This is a genomic window from Borborobacter xinjiangensis (assembly GCF_047739745.1).
Classification (GTDB): Bacteria; Pseudomonadota; Alphaproteobacteria; order Rhizobiales; family Rhizobiaceae; genus Pseudaminobacter.
This window is the reverse complement of the sequence record NZ_JBLLVA010000008.1, coordinates 128603-147380: the sequence shown is the minus strand read 5'-3', so window position 1 is coordinate 147380 and position 18778 is coordinate 128603. Positions and strand designations below refer to the sequence as shown.

Genomic DNA, 18778 nt, shown 5'->3' with positions numbered 1-18778 from the left:
CCGCGGCCGGTTGCGGTCAGGCAACCGGCTCGTTGAGGCCGATCAGTTTTCCGCCCCAGCCTCCCGTCACAACCGTGGTGATCGAGGCCGGAGCGACGTCGAAGCGGAACCAGTTGTCGAGAGGCAGCCCGAGATAGTGGCACACCGCTGCCTTGATCACCTCGGCATGGCTGACGAGAACGAGGGCCCGATTGCGGTTGGTCTTGGCGAGCCTGTCCATGCAGCAGACCACCCGGTGCTGGACATTCTGCATGGTTTCGCCTGCCGGCGTGCTCGCCAAGCCCCGTTCGTCGTTCCAATGCTGCCAGCGCGGATCAAGGCTTAGCTCCTCGAAGGTCTTGCCGGACCACTCGCCGAAATCGACCTCGTCCAGATCCGGATCGATCTCGACGCCGCCTATGCCGCAGGCAGCGGCGATCACCGAGGCTGTTTCGCAGGTACGCTCACGCGGGCTCGAAACCACGCTGTCGAAGCGTTCGCGGCGCATGCGCTCGGCCAGGAGGATGGCTTGCCCCATCCCCGCCTCGCTCAGGCAAACACCCTCCGACCGCCCGACCAGCCGATCGTCGAACATGTCGTGAGCCGCATGGCGGATGAGAAAGAAAGTGGTGGTCACTGGTGCGCGCCACGCCCCGTTTGGCTTTTTCCTGCTATGAATTCCAGCGTCCGCTCGCGCGCCACGGCATCGATGAACTGTTCGGGCGGCGACTTCATGAAATAGCTTGAGGGGCCGACCAGAGCGCCGGAAAGACCGCGGTCGAGCGCCAGCTTGGCGCAGCGCACCGCATCGATGACCACGCCAGCCGAATTCGGCGAGTCCCACACTTCGAGCTTGAGTTCGGCATTGAGCGGCACCCCGCCGAAGGTGGTACCTTCCAAGCGAATATAGGCCCATTTTCGGTCGGTGAGCCACGGAACATGGTCGCTTGGTCCGACATGGACGTTTTCGGGCGCCAAGGGCATATCGAGCTGGCTCGTGACCGATCGGGTCTTGGAGATCTTCTTCGATTCCAGGCGTTCCCGCTCCAGCATGTTCAGGAAATCGGTGTTGCCGCCGAAATTGAGCTGATAGGTCCGGTCGACCCGCACGCCGCGCTCGCGAAAAAGGTTGACGAGTTGGCGATGGACGATGGTGGCGCCGACCTGGCTTTTTATGTCGTCGCCGATCAAGGGCAGGCCGCGCTGCTCGAAACGCTCGCGCCATGGCGCCGATGAGGCGATGAAAACCGGAATGCAATTGACGAAGGCGCAACCGGCTTCCAGGGCCCGTTCGGCATACCACTCGGTGGCGCGTTGCGAGCCCACCGGAAGGTAGGAGACGAGCACGTCGGTTCTGCTGCGATCAAGGATATCGGTAACATCGGCCACCGGCTCGTCGGCTTCTTCTATCTCGTCGAGCAGATATTTGCCGATGCCATCCAGAGTGTTGCCGCGCGCGACCCGCACGCCGGTTCGCTCCACCTCCGCGAAACGATGGGTGTTGTTGGGCGGCGCATAGATCGCTTCGGCCACGTCGCGACCGACCTTGCTCGAGGCGACATCGAAAGCGCACGCGACCTCTACATCGCGCACATGATATCCGCCGAGTTCGACATTCATCAAACCGGGGACCGGCTCATTGCCATTGGCGTCGCGATAATAGGTCAAGCCCTGGACCAGCGAGGACGCGCAGTTTCCCACCCCGACAATGCCGATGCGAACGGTTTTGGATGTCATCTGGATTTCCCACTATCTGCCCGGAGGTAAGTTCCCGGGCCTAACCAGCCGACAAAGCTATTGTTCCCTTTGCTGCCCAGGGGTTCCGTCGGGCACCGGCTACGGATCAATTTCGCTTCGACCGGGTTCGGGATCCGACAACCGTAGGGACTAAACCATGCTGGTGTACGGCGACATCGAACGCACGGAAAACGCTTCAGCGCTGCGGCTCTCGCTTGCCGAGGCGTTGAACAAAATCGAGGTGATGACCCCCGGCCTGCAACGCCACGCCGCCCTGGTCGGGGCCTTCATCGAGGCCGGCGCGTTCGTGCAGGCGATAGCCGACGCCGAGTTCAAGGAGCGCGGCTTCGACGCCGGCTCGCATCGGCAGGAGATCGGCGCCCGCCTGCTGCTTTCGATCGCCTCGGCAATCAAGCAGTCATGGCGCGACGGTTTCCACACTCCGGTGACCGTGCCGGCATCCGCCGGCCTACTGCTGCAAGCACTCGATTATTCCGGCCTTCTCGATGTCAGGAGGCCGGAGGGCTACGCCTTCTACGCACTCTATCCGGAGACCTACCTGGACGCGGCGATAGCCTCGGCGCTCGGCTCGGACTGTTGCGTCATCGGCATCCGCAGCATCGGCACCGGCCTCGCCGCCATGGTGGCAACCGCGCTCGGTGCAAGGCGGCCCGTTACGCTGCGCCCGACAGGCCACCCGTTTCGACGCAAGGTAAGCATCGGACCCGAACTCGCCACGGAACTGACGGCAATCACGACGCGCGATTTCGCCATTGTCGACGAAGGCCCCGGCCTGTCGGGAAGTTCTTTTGCCGCGGTCGCCGACTGGCTGGAAAGCCGTGGCGTTGCCGGTCGGCGCATCCATTTCTTTCCCAGCCACAGCGGAAGTCCGGGCGCGCAGGCCAGCCCTGAGAACCGCCGGCGCTGGTCGCACGGCCATCGCCACGTCGTGGAGTTCGACGAAGCGCTGACCCAATCGCCGAGCCGCGAACATCGGCTGGAGACCTGGATTACCGATCTCATAGGTCCGCTCGACGAGCCGCTGCAGGACATTTCCGGCGGCGCGTGGCGGCATCTGCGCTATCGCGGCGAGCACCTGTGGCCGCCGGCCGACCCGCGATTGGAACGCCGTAAATTTCTGGCTCGCGCCGGCGGGAAGCAATGGCTTGCCAAGTTCTCCGGGCTCGGTGCGGAGGGTGAGCGCAAGCTGCACAAGGCACATAGGCTGCATCGGGCCGGCTTCGCGCCCGAAGTCGCCGGCCTCTGCCACGGCTTCCTTGTCCAGCATTGGGTCGAGGGCGCGGCGCTGGAGGTTGGGACATGCGACAAGAACCAGCTGATCGACAGCCTTGGGCGGTATCTTGGCCTGCGTGCCGGCTTCGACGCCGCCAATGGCGGTGCCAGTCTGCAGGCGCTGTTCGAAATGGCTTGCCACAACACAGAACAGGCCCTCGGCGGCCACCGCGCGGATCAGCTCAATCTTTTCTTCGGGCGCATCGGCGCTGCCGGCGATCTTTCAATTCACAGGATCGACAGCGACAACCGCCTGCATGCCTGGGAATGGCTGCGGCTGCGCGATGGCCGGCTCATGAAGGTGGATGGGCTCGATCACAGCTCGGCTCACGATCTCGTCGGCTGCCAGGATATCGCCTGGGATATCGCCGGAGCGGCGGTCGAGCACGATCTGTCGCCGGCCGAACTTGCACGGCTCTGCCAACTTGTCGAACGACAGAGCGGGCGGACAGTGGAGCGTGGTTTGGTGACGGTGATGACCCCTTGCTATCTGGCCTTCCAAATGGGCCTTTGGACACTCGCAGGCGGCCTCAATTCCGCAGAAACTGCCAGAACGACGACGGCCAGTCGCCGATATCAGCTCCGGCTCGCCGGCTTCCTTGACGGCTAAGCAGGACCCTACACCCTTCATGTCCGATCGGCACAATTGTTGAACAAGCCTGCCCTGGGCGCGGGAACATGGCTCCGCTGCAAATGTTTGAGGCAGAAGGAGACCTACAATGTTGCGCGAGAGCCTTCATCTTCTTTTTCGATCCACGTTTTCATTGCAGTCCCGGGGTGCGAAGGTGTTCTTCCTGCTGCTGCCATCAGCCGTCGCCTTGGCGCTGGCGGGCTCCCCGCCGGCACGCGCCCATCAGGCGCCCTCCGGCTGGGCCTATCCGCTGAACTGCTGTTCCAATCAGGATTGCCGCGAGGTTGCGCACAAGGCCATTTCGGAACGGCCGGAAGGCTATGTCATCATCGGTACTGGCGAGGTCCTGTCCTATAAGGACGGGCGGGTGAAAGATTCGCCGGACGGCGAATATCACTGGTGTTCGGCCGACGGTGCCGACGACGGTCGCACTATCTGCCTGTTCGTGCCGCCACGCAGCTTCTGAGCCGACTAGTCCAATTCACGGAGTGTTTCGGCCTGCCGCTCGAGGATGGCGGCTACCTCCTCGACGCTCATATGGGTGAGCATCAGGCTTATGCAGCACTCAAGATAGGTCAGTGAAGAGCGGCGAAGGAAATCCTCCTTCTGTCGTTCGCACATCGCGTCGATTTCCTCGATCTTTTCCATGATGCACCTCTCGTCGCGGTCAAACCGCGCGCCCTGGCGGTTTGTTCCGAAAGGATGGCTTTTGAGCCTCAGCGCGCCGACTGCCTGGCCATTCCCGCCGGACGGGCGGGCCTGGAAATCACGGAGGCGAACCAGTCGATGGTCCTTGGCAACCCTTCCGCCAAGGTCACGTCCGGCGCCCAGCCGAGCGTCTTCCTGGCACGGCTGATGTCGGGACGCCGGCGTTGCGGATCATCGCAGGGCAGCGGCCTGTAGAGCCGTGGCGACCCGGTCGGGACGAGCGCGACCACTTTGTCTGCCAGTTCGTTGATGGTGAACTCCGCCGGGTTGCCGAGATTGATCGGCATTTCCGGATTAGCCGAGGCATCCATCAATGCCATGAGGCCGCGCACCAGATCGGACACATAGCAGAAGGAGCGCGTCTGCTGGCCGCTCCCGTAGATGGTCAGCGGCTCGGATTTGAGCGCCTGGACGATGAGATTGGAGACGATGCGCCCGTCGTCGGGCCGCATGCGCGGGCCGTAGGTGTTGAATATCCGCGCCACGCGGGCATCGGCTCGTCCGGCCCGCAGGAAGTCGAAGCAAAGAGCTTCAGCCGCACGCTTGCCCTCATCGTAGCAGGCGCGCGGGCCGGTGCAGTTGACATGGCCTCGATAGTCCTCCCGCTGCGGGTGCTGTTCGGGATCGCCATAGACTTCGCTGGTCGAAGCCTGCACGAAAGTGGCGCCATGGCGTTCGGCAAGATCGAGGAGCGTCTTGGTGCCGAGCACGTTCGTCATCATCGTGTGGACCGGATCGGCCTGGTAGGCAGGTGGCGACGCGGCACAGGCGAGATTATAGATCGCGTCAATCGGTCCATCGATTTCCAGCGGATCGCAGATGTCGTGAGCGATTGAGGTGAAGCGGGCAAAGCCGCGTAGGTCCGCAATGTTTCGCTGGAGGCCGGTCAGGTAGTTGTCGACGCTGATGACGTTGCGGCCGGCCTGAAGGAGCGCCTCGCAAAGATGCGAGCCGACGAAACCGGCACCACCGGCAACAAGCACGGTTTTTTCACGCTGCGTCGTGCGTGTCAGCATATGCATGATCCTCGGTTTTGATCGCCTTGCCCCCATCGCGGACTTTCCGCAGATGCCCGATCAGCTGAGCCGCGCGCATATCCCCGGTATGGGAGCTCAACACACGCTCCCGGGCGGCAGTGGCCATCGCCTTGCGCCGGTCTTCGGGCATGGAGGTCAGCAGTCGCACGACATCGTCGGTTGTGCGGGCCACCAGCAACGCTTCGCCTTCAGGCAGAAGCGTGCCGAGCCCTTCCCAGAAATCGGAAATGATCGGCGCTCCGCAAGCAGCAGCCTCGAACAACCGGACACTGGGCGACCAGCCGGCGGCAATCATGTCGGCGCGGGTGACGTTGAGCGTGAAACGCTGCCGGCTATAGAAAGATGGATGATCCTTCGGCGGCAGGTGTTCGATCCGCTCGACATTGGCCGGCCAATCGATGCCGGACGGGTATTGCGGGCCGGCGACGACGAAATGCATTTGCGGCAACAGCCGCGCCGGTTCGATCAGAAACTGCTCCAGCGTCTTTTGCCGGTCGGCGCTGTATGTGCCGAGATAGCCAAGGTCCCATCGGACCGGCTCGCCTGTCGGGCGATAGCGCGAGGCATCGACGGAACAGTAAAGGGCGGCGGCGCGACGCGCACCGTGGCAGTCCTGCAAGCGCTGCAGCACCGGCCCGCCGGTAAAGGAGAAATAGATGTCGAACAGCCCAATCTGCCGGCCGGCCAAATATTCCTCGTCGCGCCGAGCAAGCTTCGCCAGCGTGACCGGCGTATCGATGTCGTAGAAGCAGAGGCAGGCGGGCCGCAGGCTCGCGATCATGTCGATGATTGCGACGCCCTCCGGCACGAAGGAGCCGACGATCACCGCGTCCGCGCCGGACACGCGCCCGGCGAGGCGCTCGCGCAAATCGTCGACCCCGTCGTAATAAGCCAGCTCGCAGAAGTCCGGCATGGCCAGATCGCGATGTCGCGCATACCAGGGCACGTCGCGCTCCAGGAACAAGACCCGATGGCCGAGCGCATCCAGGCCGCGTAACAACCCTCGAAATGTCGTTGCATGCCCGTTGCCCCAGGATGAGGAAAGCGAGAGGCCGACGACCACGATGTCCAGCGGGAGGTCGCTCATTCGGCCGCCTCCACGGCAGGCGTGCGCACAAACCGCCGGAAAATCCGATCGGTTTCAGCGGCGCGCTGCGCGTAGGTATGGTCTCGAAGCACACGGCGGAGCGCGTTCCGGCCGATTTCCCGCGCCCGTGCGTCGGTCAGTTCCTGAAGCAACGCGGCGACGTCCTTGCCGTCGCGGGCCACCAGAACTTCCTCGCCTTCGGCCAGGAATTGCTCGAGGCCGATCCAGGCATCGGTGATCAGGCAGGCGCCGGCCCCGGCTGCCTCGAACACGCGGGTGGCCGGCGAAAAGCCGTTCAGCGCCATGCTGGCCCGGCTGATGTTGAGGACAGCCCTCGGACTGACGTTGAAGGCATTGTGGTCGCGGGTCGGCACATGGCCGATATAATGGATATTGCCGGACATAGGCTTGTCGGCCCAGCCCGAACCGCCGAGCAGGAAGGAAAGCCGCGGCAGATAGGCGGCTGGCTCGAAGAAGAAGGAATCGACGCGCTCCTCGCGGTCCGGCAAGCGGTTGCCAAGAAAGGCAAGGTCGGCGGAAAAGCGCGCATCCGACCGCACGGGATGGTGAGTTTCCGGGTCCAGCGCGTTGTAGATCGGAATGCAGTCCGCCGCCCCCATTTCACGATAGGCTTCGACCACCGGTGCGCCGCCGCCATAGGTCAGCACCAGATCGATGCGCTTGAGTGCGCGGTGAAGCGGATGATCCGATCGCTCCCGCAACTCCGCCAGCGTCGCCGGCGCGTCGACATCCCAGAAGACCTTCAGTGCCTGCGGCCGAGCGGCGATCAGCACCGCATCGAGAAGGGCGTCATCCTCGAAGCCGACCCCGCTGGCCTTCACCACGATATCAGCACTTGCCGCCTCGAGCGCGGTCGCCTTCACGGCCTCGACGGTGCCGTCATAAACCACGACCTTGCACCAGTCCGGCGGATCGATGTCCCGGTTCGCCTGCCTGTCATAGACATTCGGCTCGTAGAAGGTGATGTCGTAGCCCAATCCGGCGAGCGCCCGCAGCAGGCCTCGATAATAGGTCGCGGCTCCGTTCCAATAGGATGACAGCAGGCTGGAACCATAGAAAGCGATCCTCACTGTGCGGCCTCCATGGGTATTAGCTGGTCGAGAACGCGGGCCGTTCCACACGCCGCGAGAATGGAGAAAAGCTCGTCGACACGGTGTCGGCAGGTGTGACGCGTCCTGATGATTTCGAGTCCCGAAGCAGCGAGTTCGGCGGCGCGGTCGGCATCGTTCAGGACCTGAGCCAGAAGGCCGGTCATCTCGTCGCTATCCTGCGCAAAGAGGAAATCCTTACCGGGACGGAACAGGTTTTCCGCATCATCCCAGGGCGCTGAAATCAGCGGAATACCGCAAGCCAAAGCTTCGAAGACGCGGATTGTCGGAATGCCGCGCAGCGAATCCAGATAGGGACGACGCGGCACATGGATCGTCACCCGATGCCCGGCGAACGCATGCGGTACATCCGCATTCGCGATCCAGCCGCGATAGCGCAAGCCGGCCTCGTCCAGCGCGATCAAGGCCTGGTCGGGATAGCGTACGCCGTACACGGTGCCATCGATGCACAAACGGCGTGCCGGCTCGATCAGGAAAGCGCCAATCTCGGCGCTGCGTTCCTCGTCGCCCCAATTGCCGATCCACACCAGGTCGCCGGTCTTCTCGACCTCGGGCAAGGGACGAAACAGGCGATCGTCAGCGGCCTCATGCCAGGTGAAGGCCCGCGGACCCCATCCGGCATCGACATAGCGCTGCCGCAGCGTTTCCCCGAAGGCCAGAATGCCGTCATAGTCCTGCAACATCAGATCGGCGATATCGCTTGTCGCCGTCACCGCGCGATGGTGTGTGTCGTGAAAGAAGAGGGTGAAGGCGCCGCCTTCCCGCCGTGCCCGGCCGATCCGGGCGACCAGTTCGGGCTCGATCCACTCATGCACGATCACCACGTCGGCGACGGCCAGCGCCGCTTCATGGTCGAAATCCTCGTCATAGACCTGAGTACGCAAGGTCGGAAAATCACGCTCGAAACGCTCAGTCGCGACGCTGCCATTCTGCGCGACGAGATGGCGCCGGCTCCAGCCATGTTCAGGCTCCAGCGCAATGGCGTCGTGGCCGCGTGCGATCAGTTCGCGCATCACGCCTCTCAGGAAGTGCGCGTTGCCGTGGTTCCAATCCGAGACCAGAGAATGTGTGTACAGGAGAAAGCGCATGGCTACACCATAACCTCGGCCCGCTGCCTCGAAGCCCGAGCGGCGGCGCTTGTGTAGACGTCCAGCAAAGCGCGCGCCTGGGTTTGCGGCGAAAAGCGCCTCATCCTGGCGCTCGCCCTTGAAGCAAGCGCGCTGCGAAGCGCAGCGTCCCGGGCCAGACGGTTCACCGCGTCGGCGAATCCTTCCGGCTCGCCGGGATCGGCAAAGAGAGCGGCTCCATCCCAGAATTCGCGATAGGTCGGAATGTCGGAAAGCACGAGCGCGGCCTCGGCCTGCGCCGCCTCGAGCGCCGCCAGGCCGAAAGGCTCATAGACGCTGGGCGAGACAAAGATCGCGGCGCGGCCCATCAGCCGGCGCACCGCCTGATTGGGCAATTCACCGAGTTTCTCAGCATGGCTGATCTCGACCGACTGTCCGTTCGGGCCGGTCGTCGGGCCCACCATCCGCACCGGCAATTTCATTTCCCGCGCCGCGCAATCGAGAACCCGCCCGTTCTTGCCCTCGTCCCACCACCGGCCGACCGCGAATACGTAATCTTGCTTGCTCGCGGCAAACGGGCATGTGGCAATTGCATTGGGCACGACGGAAAGACCGTGAATGGCGCCATAGCAGGCCAAAAGCATGTCGGCGTGGCTGCGGCTTGGCGCCACCACCGCATCGGCATTTTCGAAACCGGCGCGATTGAGCTTTTCGTGCCATGCCCATGCCGACGGCACCGCCTCGCCACGTACGCCATGGAACCAGGTGACCACGCAGGAATGGGAAACGACGACCACCGGACAGGACGCATGCATGCGCCAAGCCTGTGACGGCAGGTTGAGATGGAGAAGATCCGCCTTTTTCTCGCTTGCGAGCGCCGCGATGAGTTCAGGCACATCCCTCAACTCGCTCTCGGCACTTGCAGTCCAGTCGAGCGGCGCTTCGATCCAAACGAGATCGCCAAGCTGCTCGGCTTCCCGCCGCTGCTCTATGGAAGAAGCCGGACCGAGACCGGCGAAGACGGTCTCGATGCCGACATCTCGCAACCCCGCCGCTACATTCATTGCATAGCGCCAGACCCCGCCGACAGCGTCGAGCGTCATCAGGATGCGGCGGGGGGCGCTCAGGCGTTGCAGCACGCGTCCTCCAATACCGGCAGGGGCAGCGGTTGCTTGTCCTGCAGGTCGCTGAAGCTTTGGAACGATGCCAGATAATGTTCGTGGGCGCGCTCCCAGGCGCGATCGTCCGGCTCGCCCCAAAGCCGCCGGTAATGCGGCGAGCTCGGATAGGGATAAAGCGGCACCGGCTCGTTGGCCCACACGCCGTTCGAGATCAGGCGATCGCGCCAATAGTCGACAAGAGACTTGTCGTCGGTCACGACGCCGATCAGATTGGCCTGGACGAAAGGCACGTGGCGGCGCGTCTTGATCAGCAGCTCGGCCAGCGCTTCGGTGTCGAGCCGGCAGCGCTTCGCCAGCATTTCGCGGCCTTCGACCGTCAGACTTTCAAGACCCGCCTCGACGGAAACGCAGCCAGCGGCACCGAGCAATTCGAGCAGTTCCGGCTTCCAGAGATCGATGCGGGTCTGGACGCCGAACTGCACGTCGCGATCGACCAGGGCCTCCAGCAACGCCTTCTGCGGCAGGAAAATCTCGTCGATGAAGTAGATGTAGCCGACGCCTTGATCGATGAGACGGTCTATCTCCGCGACGATGGCGTCGTGATTGCGCCGGCGATATGCATCGCGGAAATCGATCTTCGCACAGAAGCTGCAATCATATGGGCAGCCGCGCGAAGCCTCGACCTCGGCACCGTATCCCCGGCGGTTTTCATCGAAACGATGATGATGGTGCCAATGATTGGCGAGCCAATCAGCAGGCCATTCGAGCGGCTTATGGTCGACAAAGGCGCTGGCGTGATTGCCGCCATTGCAGACGAGCTCGCCATCATCGAGATGAGCGGTCGAGGGAATGGCGCGCCAGTCCTCCGACTCGGCAAGGCGAGCTATGATCTCCTCGCATTCGCCGCGCACCACGAGGTCGACGCCGAGCTTACGGAGCGTGGTGGCAGGCGTGGCCGAGCCATGCGGCCCGACAGCGACCGTCGCACCGCCGCGATTGCCGAGCGCATTCAGGAATTCGGCCGGCACGCGCAGTTCCGGCGGTGCGCAGCGCCAGAACAGGTAGGTCGGTGCGGTCGTAACCACCGTCATGTCCGGATCGAAGCCGGCGACCCGCTCGGCAAGCGCATCATTGTCGAGCTTTTGCAGCAGGCCGTCGAGCATCAGCGCCTTGTGTCCCTGATCCTGCAACAGCGCCGCGGCGTAGCCGAGCTCGAGCGGCAGGTGTTCGTGACGGCAGCCGAAATAAATGCTGCCCTCATAGCTCCAGCAGGGATTTACAAGCGCTATTTTCACGCGGTTATCCTCCGCTCCGGAATTTCCGCCTGCTCGGACGAGCGGTACTCGGCAAGCCAGAGGGCGAGGTCGCGCAGGCCCTCACGCCAGCCGACCGTCGGGCGCCAGCCAAGGGCCGTCTGCAGTCGGCGGGTGTCGGCGACGAAATAGAGCTGATCGCCCCTGCGCCAGTCGCCATAGCTTATCGGCACGTCCTTGCCGGTTATGCGCGCGATCTCCCGCAACAGGCCGCGCAAGCTCACGGCATTGCTCGCGCCGCCGCCGAGATTGAAAGCCTGGCCCTGCACCCGATCGATTTGGCACAGCACCGCCCGATAGGCGGCCACCGCATCGTCGACATGCAGTATGTCGCGCACCTGCTTGCCATCGCCGAAGATGGAGATCGCCTGGTGGCGAAGAGCCCGGATAAGGAAATGTGCTACCCAGCCCTGGTCTTCCGTGCCGAACTGGCGCGGACCGTAGATGCAGCTCATGCGCAGCACCGCGGTCGGCAGCCGGTAGGATTTGGCGTAGTCGAGCACATATTGGTCGGCGACACCCTTGGAGCAGCCATAGGGGCTGCAGAAATCGAGCCCGCGCGTTTCATCAATGCCATATCTGCGCATGGCGTCATCGGCCGGCACGTAGCGGTCGCCAGCCTCGACCATGGAAAGATCGTCCAGATTGCCGTAGACCTTGTTGGTGCTGGCGAAGATCACCGGCATGCGCCGGCCGCTGTGGCGCGCCGCCTCGAGCACGTTCAGCGTTCCGCGACCATTGACTTCAAAATCCTCGACCGGCTCAGCCAAGCTGGTGGTGACCGCGGTCTGAGCGGCGAAATGGAAGACAGCCCGAGCATCGCTGAAGGCAGGCCGTATCGCTTCAAGGTCGCGAATGTCGGCTTGAAGCAGGTGTACTCTGTCGCCATGGTTTTCGCGCAACCAGGCGAGATTCTGCGCAACGCCCGCACGGCTGAGATTGTCGAGGACGATCACCTCCTCGCCATCGGCGAGAAAACGGGCGGCGAGGTTCGAGCCGATAAAGCCGCTGCCCCCCGTGATCAGGATCGGCGAGGTGCCGCGCGCCACTGCCGGCGCGGGCAAATTGCCGTTCGCACGTCTCACAACACCAGTCCCCGTTCTTCCAGATTGCGTCTCATTTCAAAACCGCGGTCCACCGCCCCGGCCGCTCCTATCCATTCGGCCAGCTCGTCCACCGAGTTTTCCAGCCTTAGCTGTGGGGAAAAGCCCAGGAGTTCCCTGGCGCGGGAAATGTCGGCGAAGCAGTTGCGAATGTCGCCCGATCGCGCCTTGCCGAGAGACTCCGGCTCGATTTCGGGTACGCCCATGGCTTGCGCCAGCAGCCTGGCCACTTGCGAGATGGTGTAAGCCTGACCGCTGCCGATATTGACTACGTGGCCGGGCGCATGCGGCTGCTCAAGCGCGAGGCGAAAGGCACGCGCCACATCCCTGACATGTACGAAGTCGCGGCGCTGTTCGCCGTCCTCGAAGATCGTCGGCCGCTGGCCATTGGCGAGCCGCGAGCCAAAATTGGCCAGCACGCCCGTGTAGGGATTGGAAAGAGCCTGGCCTGGGCCGAAAACGTTGAACAGCCGCAGCGCCACCGCCTCGATCCCGTAAGCCTCGCCGAAGATGAGGACGGCGCGTTCCTGCGCATATTTGGTCAGCGCATAGATCGATGCGAGATCGACCGGCTTGTCTTCGCTGGTGGCGACCGGCAAAAGAGGCTGACCGTCTTCGGTGACTGGGTCCCACTGGCCGGCCCTGATCTGCGCGAAAGAGCGCCGGACATTTCCGAGATGGCTGCCATCCGGGCGGGCGTAGAGCCCCTCGCCGTAAACGCTCATGGACGAGGCGACTACGATGCGCCGGACCGGTCGGCCGATCATTTCCTGGAGCAGGACTGCGGTGCCGAGTTCGTTCGCTCCGACATAGCGGGCGATCTCATACATTGATTGACCAACGCCCACTTCGGCGGCGAGATGGACGACCGCTTCGATGTCTTCCAGCGCGCCAGCCACCGCTCCCGCATCGCGGATATCAGCCTTCACCAATTCGACACCTGCCGGAACGGACACGCCATCCTCGCCATGCACCTGCTGGACGAGGTTGTCGAGGACACGTATCTCGTATCCATTTGCCAGAAGTTCTTTCGTGACGCAGCGCCCGATAAAGCCGCAGCCTCCGGTGACTAGTATCTTTCTCACGCGCGCTCCTGATGTCCAAATCCGACCCCAATTCGGCGACCCCAACTAAGTAGCTGCTGAATTGTTCCCCCTGCCGTTCGGGCACGCGGAGCCTTGCAATGAACAGACCGCCGTCTCGTCAGTTAGAAAGCGCAACGCGGAGGACGCATGGTCATGACGGAGCAAGACCGAGCAGACGCCGAAGCGCCAACCGCCGCCCGCACCGAAGAAGAAAGGCTGGCGGTGGTGCTCGAACGCAATATTCAGGCGATGGTACGCCGCCGGAAAGCCGAGACGGAATTAGCCGGATTCGAGGATCGCCTCGCGTCGATCATCACCAATTTCGCCGGCAGCATGAAGTTCGTCTACCTGCACATCGTCATCGTCGGTTTCTGGATTGCCGCCAATCTGGGATGGGTCCCCTTGGTGAGGCCGTGGGACCCCTCGTTCGTCGTCCTGGCCATGGCGGCTTCCGTCGAAGCCATCTTTCTAACCAGCTTCGTCCTGATCAGCCAGAACAGGATGGTTGCCGCCGATGACAAGCGCGCCGATCTCGACCTCCAGATCAGCCTCCTTGCCGAACACGAGGCGACGAAGATCATCACCATGATCTCGGCCATCGCCGCCCACCTGAACATCGCCACCGGCGTCGAGAACGAAATGGACGACCTGCAAAAGAATGCGGCGCCGGAAGCGGTGCTCGACGAGATCGAGAAATCCGGCCCGTCGCGCGGTTGAAGGGCAAGTCCGGTCATCTTCCCGGGCGGTCAGAAAGGTTTGTTGATCCCTGCGGAACAGACGCGGATGCCGATAGTTAGGCGGGCGTTTCCAGAACCCTGGTCATATTGATTAGTAACAGGAAATGCCATGCAAGTCGTAATGATCGGAGCCGGTTATGTGGGTCTCACCACCGGCGCCTGCCTTGCTGAAATCGGACATTCGGTCATCTGCGTGGACGTTGACGCGGCCAGGATCGATGCGCTCAACCGCGGTGAGATGCCGATCTATGAACCCGGCCTCGAGGAGCTGATCGCGCGAAACCGCACGGCGGGCCGTCTGCATTTTTCCAAGCGTGGCGCATCGGCCGCAGCCGAGGCGGATGCAGTTTTTCTGGCCGTCGGAACGCCGGCGCGCGTCGATGGTGATGCCGACGTGTCCTATATCGAAACGGCGGCCAGCAACATTGCGCCGGTTCTGAAGCCTAACGCGGTGGTGGTGGTAAAATCCACCGTCGCCGTCGGTACCTGCAGACGGCTGCGCGAAATAATCGCCGATGGGCGCGCCGGGCTCGACTTCTCGGTCGCCTCCAATCCGGAGTTCCTGCGCGAGGGTTCGGCCATCCAGGATTTTCTCCATCCGGATCGAATCGTAATCGGCGCCGACGATCGGCGCGCCTCGGCCCGCCTCGAAGACCTCTACCAGCCCCTGGCCGAACGCGGGGTGCCGATCATCCTTACAGGCACGGCCAATGCCGAACTGGTCAAGCAGGCCGCCAACGCTTTTCTTGCGCTGAAAATCGGCTTCATCAATGACGTCGCCAATCTCTGCGAGAAGGTCGGCGGCGAGATCGAGGCCGTGGCCAGGGGCATCGGCCTCGACAAGCGCATCGGCAAGGATTTCCTCTCGCCGGGACCGGGCTTTGGCGGCTCCTGCTTTCCCAAGGACACACGCGCCTTTGCCGCTGCCGGACGGAAATATCAGGCACCGCAAGCGCTGATCGAAACGCTGATCCTGGAGAATGAGCGCCGCAAGATCGCGCTGGCGCGGCGGGTGCTGTCCGAACTCGGCGACAGGCCACAAGGCGCGAGCATCACCATTCTCGGACTGGCATTCAAGGCCAACACCGACGATGTGCGTGAAGCGCCCGCGCTCACTATGATCCCGATCCTTCAGGGTGCCGGCGTGACTGTCAGGGCCCACGATCCGCAGGCCATGGCCGCCGCAAGGCTGCGGCTTCAAAATGTCAGCTTTTTCGACTGCCCCTATAGCGCAAGTCGCGGCGCCGATGTGGTGCTGGTTTTGACCGAATGGGACCAGTACAGGTCGCTCGACCTGCGGGAGATGTCGGCGCTCATGAAGGGAAAAACGCTGGTCGACTATCGAAATCTGTTCACTCCGGGCGAGGTGACCCGGCATGGGCTGCGATATGTCTGCCTCGGGCGGCCTGCATCGAAGCTGCCGGTCGGTGCCGCGATCGTGGCGCGGGGCGGAAAGAAGCGGAAGCTGGCGCTCGGTGCCCCGTCGCGGCTTTGATGAACCTGCCGAGACAATTTATGTCCCGCAGCGGAACAATGGTCGGCAAGCAGGGTTCAGAACGTGGAAGGCGGCGGGCGAGAGCAGCGAGCGAGAACCATGACAGCTTCGAAGACGACCACCGACCATGACGAAATTCGCCGTTGGGCGGAGAAGCGCGGCGGAAAGCCATCGCGCGTTGGCGACGCTAAAGAAGGCGGCATTCTGAGGTTTGATTTCGGCGAGCCTGAAGAAAGCCTGGAAGAAATAAGCTGGGAGCGCTTTTTCGAGATTTTCGAGGAAAACGACCTGGCATTCCTCTATCAGGACACAACCCAGGATGGCGGCACCAGCCGCTTCAACAAGTTCGTTCGGCGCGACTAGCGATCGGATCGTGATCGGTCCGCACTAGCCGCGTTGCTGGCCTTCCCGCTTGGCTTGCTCGAGATCCTCGTCGGATAGCTGACGAATGTCGGGATCGGCGGTGTCGCCGTCACCGGGCGAAAAGTGAAGTTTTTCCATGTAGGGCGTCGGCTTCTTTCGCCGGAAATCGGCAAATTCCTTGGCATAGTAGTCTCTGGCCTGCTGAACGCTTTTCGCCCCGGTGACGATGTCATGCATGAGGTTCAGCGCCAGGAAATTCGCCTGCTCGTCGTGACAGCGGGCCGAAACCTCTCCGGCGGTGCGCTCGACGATCACGCTGCCGTCAAACTCGGCCAATTGCGTGAACTTTTCAGGCGGAACCCGATAGTCGATTACGGATTCGACGGAGTCCTGGTGCGGCGCGGGGAAGTCGTGCTGAAAGAAGGCTTTCGACGCGACGATCCGTTTCCACGGACCGGGTCGATGCCACGTCAGTTGCGTCTCGCTCGCTTCGTCCGGTTCGCCGTATTGGTGGATGACAAGTTGCGCGGCTTCGCGGGATTCCTCGGGCCATTTCGCGATTTGTTGCGATCCTTGTTTGGCGGCCATGGTGATCACCTTTCCTGACAAAGACGGCGAACCTTTGCGCCGCCGGATTGTTCCATGTTTCGGGAACTGCTGCGAGCGGCCTTAGGGAACATTGCGCAAGCCGGTCGGTTTCCGAACGGCAAGGCTGCGGTTTCAAAAATATCGAGAAAGGAGCGCCTGACATGCCCGAGAACAAAGCAGGCAAGAACCCCAAGCCAGCCGTCGAACGCGACGCCAAGGGCCAGTTTGTTCGCACCGAACACGGCAAGTCGAACGACGGCGTCAGCGGTGCCAATCCTCGCGTCCTTTCCGGAAACGAAGACGGCGATTCAACCTTTCCGCTCAAACGCCGCAAGAAAAAGTCCTGAAAAGCCATGCGCCGACTGAATAAAAAGGCCCGCCTCCCTGTGTGAAGGCGGGCCTCTTTCGGTGCGAGACGAGCTACACGATGATCAGGACGATCTCGTGCGAATCCGGATCAACGATGATGATCCTGCCATCGGCCAGGAGGAAGTAGACATATCCCTGATAGGCCGGCACCAGTTCCACGATGCGCGGCGGTAGCGGATGGAGCGTGATGGTTTGCGGGACCGCCGTCCCGACATTCACTTCGAAGTCGACGCTCGGGACCGGCTCGACATCCGCTTCGGTGATGACTTGCCTGATTTCGGTTTTCTGCTCGACCGTGACATTCACCTCGGATGCGGCGGTGCCGGAGGACTCTTCCTGGGTGGGTGTTGTGGCTTCCTGTCCGCTCTCGGCCGGCTCGCCCGTCGTGGCGCCGCCTTCCGTCGTTCCCTGCTGGGTGCTTTGGCCAGTGGTACCGCCCTGCTCGCCGCCCTCCTGCGTTTGCGCGGGCTGCTCGCCGGTAGTGGACTGGCCCTGCGCATCCTGGCCGGTAGTTGCACCGCCGGTCGCTCCGGCATCGGTATCCGACGAGGATTGGCCTGTCGCGCTGCCCGACGTTCCGCTTTCGGTTCCGCCACTTTGCGTTTGCTCGCCCGTGGTAGCTCCATCCGGCGAGGCGCCTTCACTTTCCTGTGCGGGGGCTGTCGTCTGACCCTCGGTCTGGTCCATCGTCTTCTTCTTGATCACTTCCGTCTGGCCGAACGCCACGCCCGGCGCGATGCCGAGGGCCAAAGCCACCGCAGTCTTGATCAGTATGCTTTTCATTGTCTTTCTCCTCGCATTGGAAAGACCTCGAACCAACGGAACGCCGCTATGTTCCCTTGCGCTAACATTCCAGCGAAAACCAAGCAGTTGCCGCCACATGGATCGATTTCCGCATTCGCGCATTTCCGTTCGTCGAGGGACTTTTCGGAGAACGAATTATGAAAAAGATATTCATTCTGTTGGCCGTCGTTACATCGATCAGCGCTTGCTCACAAACCGAACGGGGGGCCGCGATCGGAGGCCTCGGCGGCGCGGCGGTAGGAGCAGCGGTCGCATCACCGGGAAATACCGCCGAAGGTGCGTTGGTCGGTGGCGCAGTTGGCGCCGCAGCGGGTGCGCTGATCGGGCGGGCGAACGAACCCGGCGATTGCTACTATCGAGACTCGCGCGGCAACCGTTATATCGGTCGCTGCCCAAGCGGGTACTAAGACAGAATAGAGCTTCTATGAGTGCGAGGGCGCAGCAGCTTGCTCGCCCTCGCACCATTGCCCTGCGTAGGCTGGGCTTTTTTGCCATCCTGCCTCGATCGCTTGGATTGCGGATTGAATTTGGGTTCCCACAGAAAACAGCGCCCCGTGATGCTCTGTCCACGAGGCGCTGTGTCGAAAATCTTGAAGATCAAGCAGCCTTGCCAAGCGCCTTTTCGTTGACGAGCGCATCCGCCAACGCGGTCAATGCGTCGTCGGTCTTGGCCTCTTCGTTCAGCGTGGCGTCGAGCAGTTTCACGGCGTCCTTCTTGCCCATCAGTTCGGCCCAGCGCTTGAGAGTGCCGTAGCGCGTGATCTCATAGTGCTCGACGGCTTGCGCAGCGGCAATCAGGCCGGCGTCGAGCGCTGCCGTGCTCTTGTAATCCTCGAGGACTTCCTCGCCTTCCTCGATGATGCCATCGATGGCCGGGCAGGTCTTGCCTTGCGCCCGCTTGCCGAGAATTTCGAACACCTCCTGAAGCCGTTCCACATGCTGTTCGGTTTCGTCGCGATGCTTCTCGAAAGCCGCCTTCAGATCGGGTGCCTGGGCGCCCTTGGCCATCTTGGGCAATGCCTTCAGGATTTTGCGTTCCGCGTAATAAATGTCCTTCAGCGTGTCGTGGAAGAGGTCTTCAAGCATTTTTTCTTTCGCCATTGTGAACTCCCGTTGTCGAGTGGTCGATGT

The 18778-nt window shown here is 62.6% G+C and carries 21 protein-coding genes; 7 read left to right on the top strand and 14 right to left on the bottom strand.

Going from position 1 to position 18778, the window contains the following annotated elements:
• Positions 1 to 16 precede the first annotated feature (16 nt).
• Positions 17 to 616 (bottom strand): histidine phosphatase family protein, encoded by a 600-nt coding sequence (locus ACLKMW_RS11530; RefSeq protein ID WP_415724610.1) that lies wholly within the window; start codon positions 614 to 616, stop codon positions 17 to 19.
• Positions 613 to 1716, bottom strand: coding sequence for an inositol-3-phosphate synthase (locus ACLKMW_RS11525; RefSeq protein ID WP_415724609.1), 1104 nt, complete (start codon positions 1714 to 1716; stop codon positions 613 to 615). Before ACLKMW_RS11525 ends, ACLKMW_RS11530 begins: the two co-directional genes overlap by 4 nt.
• A gap of 157 nt (positions 1717 to 1873) precedes the next feature.
• On the opposite strand from ACLKMW_RS11525, the gene ACLKMW_RS11520 reads away from it, so the two are divergent.
• Together ACLKMW_RS11520 and ACLKMW_RS11515 are read left to right on the top strand one after the other, a co-directional pair.
• A complete protein-coding gene (locus ACLKMW_RS11520) occupies positions 1874 to 3619 on the top strand; it encodes a hypothetical protein (protein ID WP_415724608.1) in 1746 nt (581 codons plus the stop codon).
• Positions 3620 to 3728: 109 nt separating this feature from the next.
• The gene (locus ACLKMW_RS11515; RefSeq protein ID WP_415724607.1) at positions 3729 to 4106 is read left to right on the top strand and encodes a hypothetical protein; all 378 of its coding nucleotides are present in this window, start codon (positions 3729 to 3731) and stop codon (positions 4104 to 4106) included.
• Between the two features lie 5 nt (positions 4107 to 4111).
• Here the strand turns inward: ACLKMW_RS11515 and ACLKMW_RS11510 are convergent, their stop codons facing one another.
• The 9 genes from ACLKMW_RS11510 to ACLKMW_RS11470 all read right to left on the bottom strand — a co-directional run bounded on the left by ACLKMW_RS11510 (position 4112) and on the right by ACLKMW_RS11470 (position 13291).
• Positions 4112 to 4288, bottom strand: coding sequence for a hypothetical protein (locus ACLKMW_RS11510; protein WP_415724606.1), 177 nt, complete (start codon positions 4286 to 4288; stop codon positions 4112 to 4114).
• Positions 4289 to 4356: 68 nt separating this feature from the next.
• Complete coding sequence (locus tag ACLKMW_RS11505; RefSeq protein WP_415724605.1) at positions 4357 to 5364, bottom strand: UDP-glucuronic acid decarboxylase family protein; 1008 nt, start codon at positions 5362 to 5364, stop codon at positions 4357 to 4359.
• Positions 5339 to 6472 carry a CgeB family protein gene (locus ACLKMW_RS11500; protein WP_415724604.1) on the bottom strand — a complete coding sequence of 378 codons (1134 nt, stop codon included), beginning with the start codon at positions 6470 to 6472 and terminating at the stop codon, positions 5339 to 5341. The genes ACLKMW_RS11505 and ACLKMW_RS11500 overlap by 26 nt, the downstream gene beginning before the upstream one ends.
• Positions 6469 to 7563: a CgeB family protein gene (locus tag ACLKMW_RS11495; RefSeq protein ID WP_415724603.1), complete on the bottom strand. Its 1095-nt coding sequence runs from the start codon at positions 7561 to 7563 to the stop codon at positions 6469 to 6471. The genes ACLKMW_RS11500 and ACLKMW_RS11495 overlap by 4 nt, the downstream gene beginning before the upstream one ends.
• Positions 7560 to 8690 carry a CgeB family protein gene (locus tag ACLKMW_RS11490; protein ID WP_415724602.1) on the bottom strand — a complete coding sequence of 377 codons (1131 nt, stop codon included), beginning with the start codon at positions 8688 to 8690 and terminating at the stop codon, positions 7560 to 7562. The genes ACLKMW_RS11495 and ACLKMW_RS11490 overlap by 4 nt, the downstream gene beginning before the upstream one ends.
• A 2-nt stretch (positions 8691 to 8692) precedes the next feature.
• A complete protein-coding gene (locus tag ACLKMW_RS11485; protein ID WP_415724601.1) occupies positions 8693 to 9808 on the bottom strand; it encodes a glycosyltransferase family 4 protein in 1116 nt (371 codons plus the stop codon).
• Entirely contained in the window at positions 9793 to 11085 is a 1293-nt protein-coding gene (locus ACLKMW_RS11480; protein ID WP_415724600.1) for a TIGR04295 family B12-binding domain-containing radical SAM protein, read from the bottom strand. The genes ACLKMW_RS11485 and ACLKMW_RS11480 overlap by 16 nt, the downstream gene beginning before the upstream one ends.
• Positions 11082 to 12188 (bottom strand): SDR family NAD(P)-dependent oxidoreductase, encoded by a 1107-nt coding sequence (locus ACLKMW_RS11475; protein ID WP_415724599.1) that lies wholly within the window; start codon positions 12186 to 12188, stop codon positions 11082 to 11084. The genes ACLKMW_RS11480 and ACLKMW_RS11475 overlap by 4 nt, the downstream gene beginning before the upstream one ends.
• Positions 12185 to 13291, bottom strand: a complete 1107-nt coding sequence (locus ACLKMW_RS11470) for an NAD-dependent epimerase/dehydratase family protein (protein WP_415724598.1) — start codon at positions 13289 to 13291, stop codon at positions 12185 to 12187. The genes ACLKMW_RS11475 and ACLKMW_RS11470 overlap by 4 nt, the downstream gene beginning before the upstream one ends.
• A gap of 153 nt (positions 13292 to 13444) precedes the next feature.
• On the opposite strand from ACLKMW_RS11470, the gene ACLKMW_RS11465 reads away from it, so the two are divergent.
• The 3 genes from ACLKMW_RS11465 (at position 13445) to ACLKMW_RS11455 (ending at position 15886) form a co-directional block, all read left to right on the top strand.
• Positions 13445 to 14008, top strand: coding sequence for a DUF1003 domain-containing protein (locus ACLKMW_RS11465; RefSeq protein ID WP_415724597.1), 564 nt, complete (start codon positions 13445 to 13447; stop codon positions 14006 to 14008).
• Positions 14009 to 14137: 129 nt separating this feature from the next.
• Positions 14138 to 15523: a UDP-glucose dehydrogenase family protein gene (locus ACLKMW_RS11460; protein ID WP_415724596.1), complete on the top strand. Its 1386-nt coding sequence runs from the start codon at positions 14138 to 14140 to the stop codon at positions 15521 to 15523.
• Between the two features lie 99 nt (positions 15524 to 15622).
• Positions 15623 to 15886 carry a hypothetical protein gene (locus tag ACLKMW_RS11455; protein WP_415724595.1) on the top strand — a complete coding sequence of 88 codons (264 nt, stop codon included), beginning with the start codon at positions 15623 to 15625 and terminating at the stop codon, positions 15884 to 15886.
• Between the two features lie 24 nt (positions 15887 to 15910).
• On the opposite strand, the gene ACLKMW_RS11450 is transcribed toward ACLKMW_RS11455, so the two are convergent.
• A complete protein-coding gene (locus tag ACLKMW_RS11450) occupies positions 15911 to 16474 on the bottom strand; it encodes a hypothetical protein (RefSeq protein ID WP_415724594.1) in 564 nt (187 codons plus the stop codon).
• Between the two features lie 161 nt (positions 16475 to 16635).
• Here ACLKMW_RS11450 and ACLKMW_RS11445 point away from each other — a divergent pair, with 161 nt between their 5' ends.
• Positions 16636 to 16821, top strand: a complete 186-nt coding sequence (locus ACLKMW_RS11445) for a hypothetical protein (RefSeq protein ID WP_415724593.1) — start codon at positions 16636 to 16638, stop codon at positions 16819 to 16821.
• A 73-nt stretch (positions 16822 to 16894) separates the two neighbouring features.
• Here the strand turns inward: ACLKMW_RS11445 and ACLKMW_RS11440 are convergent, their stop codons facing one another.
• Entirely contained in the window at positions 16895 to 17626 is a 732-nt protein-coding gene (locus tag ACLKMW_RS11440) for a DUF1236 domain-containing protein (protein ID WP_415724592.1), read from the bottom strand.
• A gap of 158 nt (positions 17627 to 17784) precedes the next feature.
• Between ACLKMW_RS11440 and ACLKMW_RS11435 the strand changes: the two genes are divergently transcribed.
• Entirely contained in the window at positions 17785 to 18054 is a 270-nt protein-coding gene (locus ACLKMW_RS11435) for a YMGG-like glycine zipper-containing protein (RefSeq protein WP_415724591.1), read from the top strand.
• Positions 18055 to 18244: 190 nt separating this feature from the next.
• On the opposite strand, the gene ACLKMW_RS11430 is transcribed toward ACLKMW_RS11435, so the two are convergent.
• The gene (locus ACLKMW_RS11430) at positions 18245 to 18748 is read right to left on the bottom strand and encodes a YciE/YciF ferroxidase family protein (RefSeq protein WP_415724590.1); all 504 of its coding nucleotides are present in this window, start codon (positions 18746 to 18748) and stop codon (positions 18245 to 18247) included.
• Positions 18749 to 18778 lie beyond the last annotated feature (30 nt).

Excerpts from the sequence above, each read along its gene's own strand:
- ACLKMW_RS11525 (WP_415724609.1), bottom strand. The coding sequence starts at position 1,716 with ATGACATCCAAAACCGTTCGCATCGGCATTGTCGGGGTGGGAAACTGC.
- ACLKMW_RS11520 (WP_415724608.1), top strand. The coding sequence starts at position 1,874 with ATGCTGGTGTACGGCGACATCGAACGCACGGAAAACGCTTCAGCGCTG.
- ACLKMW_RS11515 (WP_415724607.1), top strand. The coding sequence starts at position 3,729 with ATGTTGCGCGAGAGCCTTCATCTTCTTTTTCGATCCACGTTTTCATTG.
- ACLKMW_RS11510 (WP_415724606.1), bottom strand. The coding sequence starts at position 4,288 with ATGGAAAAGATCGAGGAAATCGACGCGATGTGCGAACGACAGAAGGAG.
- ACLKMW_RS11505 (WP_415724605.1), bottom strand. The coding sequence starts at position 5,364 with ATGCTGACACGCACGACGCAGCGTGAAAAAACCGTGCTTGTTGCCGGT.
- ACLKMW_RS11500 (WP_415724604.1), bottom strand. The coding sequence starts at position 6,472 with ATGAGCGACCTCCCGCTGGACATCGTGGTCGTCGGCCTCTCGCTTTCC.
- ACLKMW_RS11490 (WP_415724602.1), bottom strand. The coding sequence starts at position 8,690 with ATGCGCTTTCTCCTGTACACACATTCTCTGGTCTCGGATTGGAACCAC.
- ACLKMW_RS11465 (WP_415724597.1), top strand. The coding sequence starts at position 13,445 with ATGACGGAGCAAGACCGAGCAGACGCCGAAGCGCCAACCGCCGCCCGC.
- ACLKMW_RS11460 (WP_415724596.1), top strand. The coding sequence starts at position 14,138 with ATGCAAGTCGTAATGATCGGAGCCGGTTATGTGGGTCTCACCACCGGC.
- ACLKMW_RS11455 (WP_415724595.1), top strand. The coding sequence starts at position 15,623 with ATGACAGCTTCGAAGACGACCACCGACCATGACGAAATTCGCCGTTGG.
- ACLKMW_RS11450 (WP_415724594.1), bottom strand. The coding sequence starts at position 16,474 with ATGGCCGCCAAACAAGGATCGCAACAAATCGCGAAATGGCCCGAGGAA.
- ACLKMW_RS11445 (WP_415724593.1), top strand. The coding sequence starts at position 16,636 with ATGCCCGAGAACAAAGCAGGCAAGAACCCCAAGCCAGCCGTCGAACGC.
- ACLKMW_RS11440 (WP_415724592.1), bottom strand. The coding sequence starts at position 17,626 with ATGAAAAGCATACTGATCAAGACTGCGGTGGCTTTGGCCCTCGGCATC.
- ACLKMW_RS11435 (WP_415724591.1), top strand. The coding sequence starts at position 17,785 with ATGAAAAAGATATTCATTCTGTTGGCCGTCGTTACATCGATCAGCGCT.
- ACLKMW_RS11430 (WP_415724590.1), bottom strand. The coding sequence starts at position 18,748 with ATGGCGAAAGAAAAAATGCTTGAAGACCTCTTCCACGACACGCTGAAG.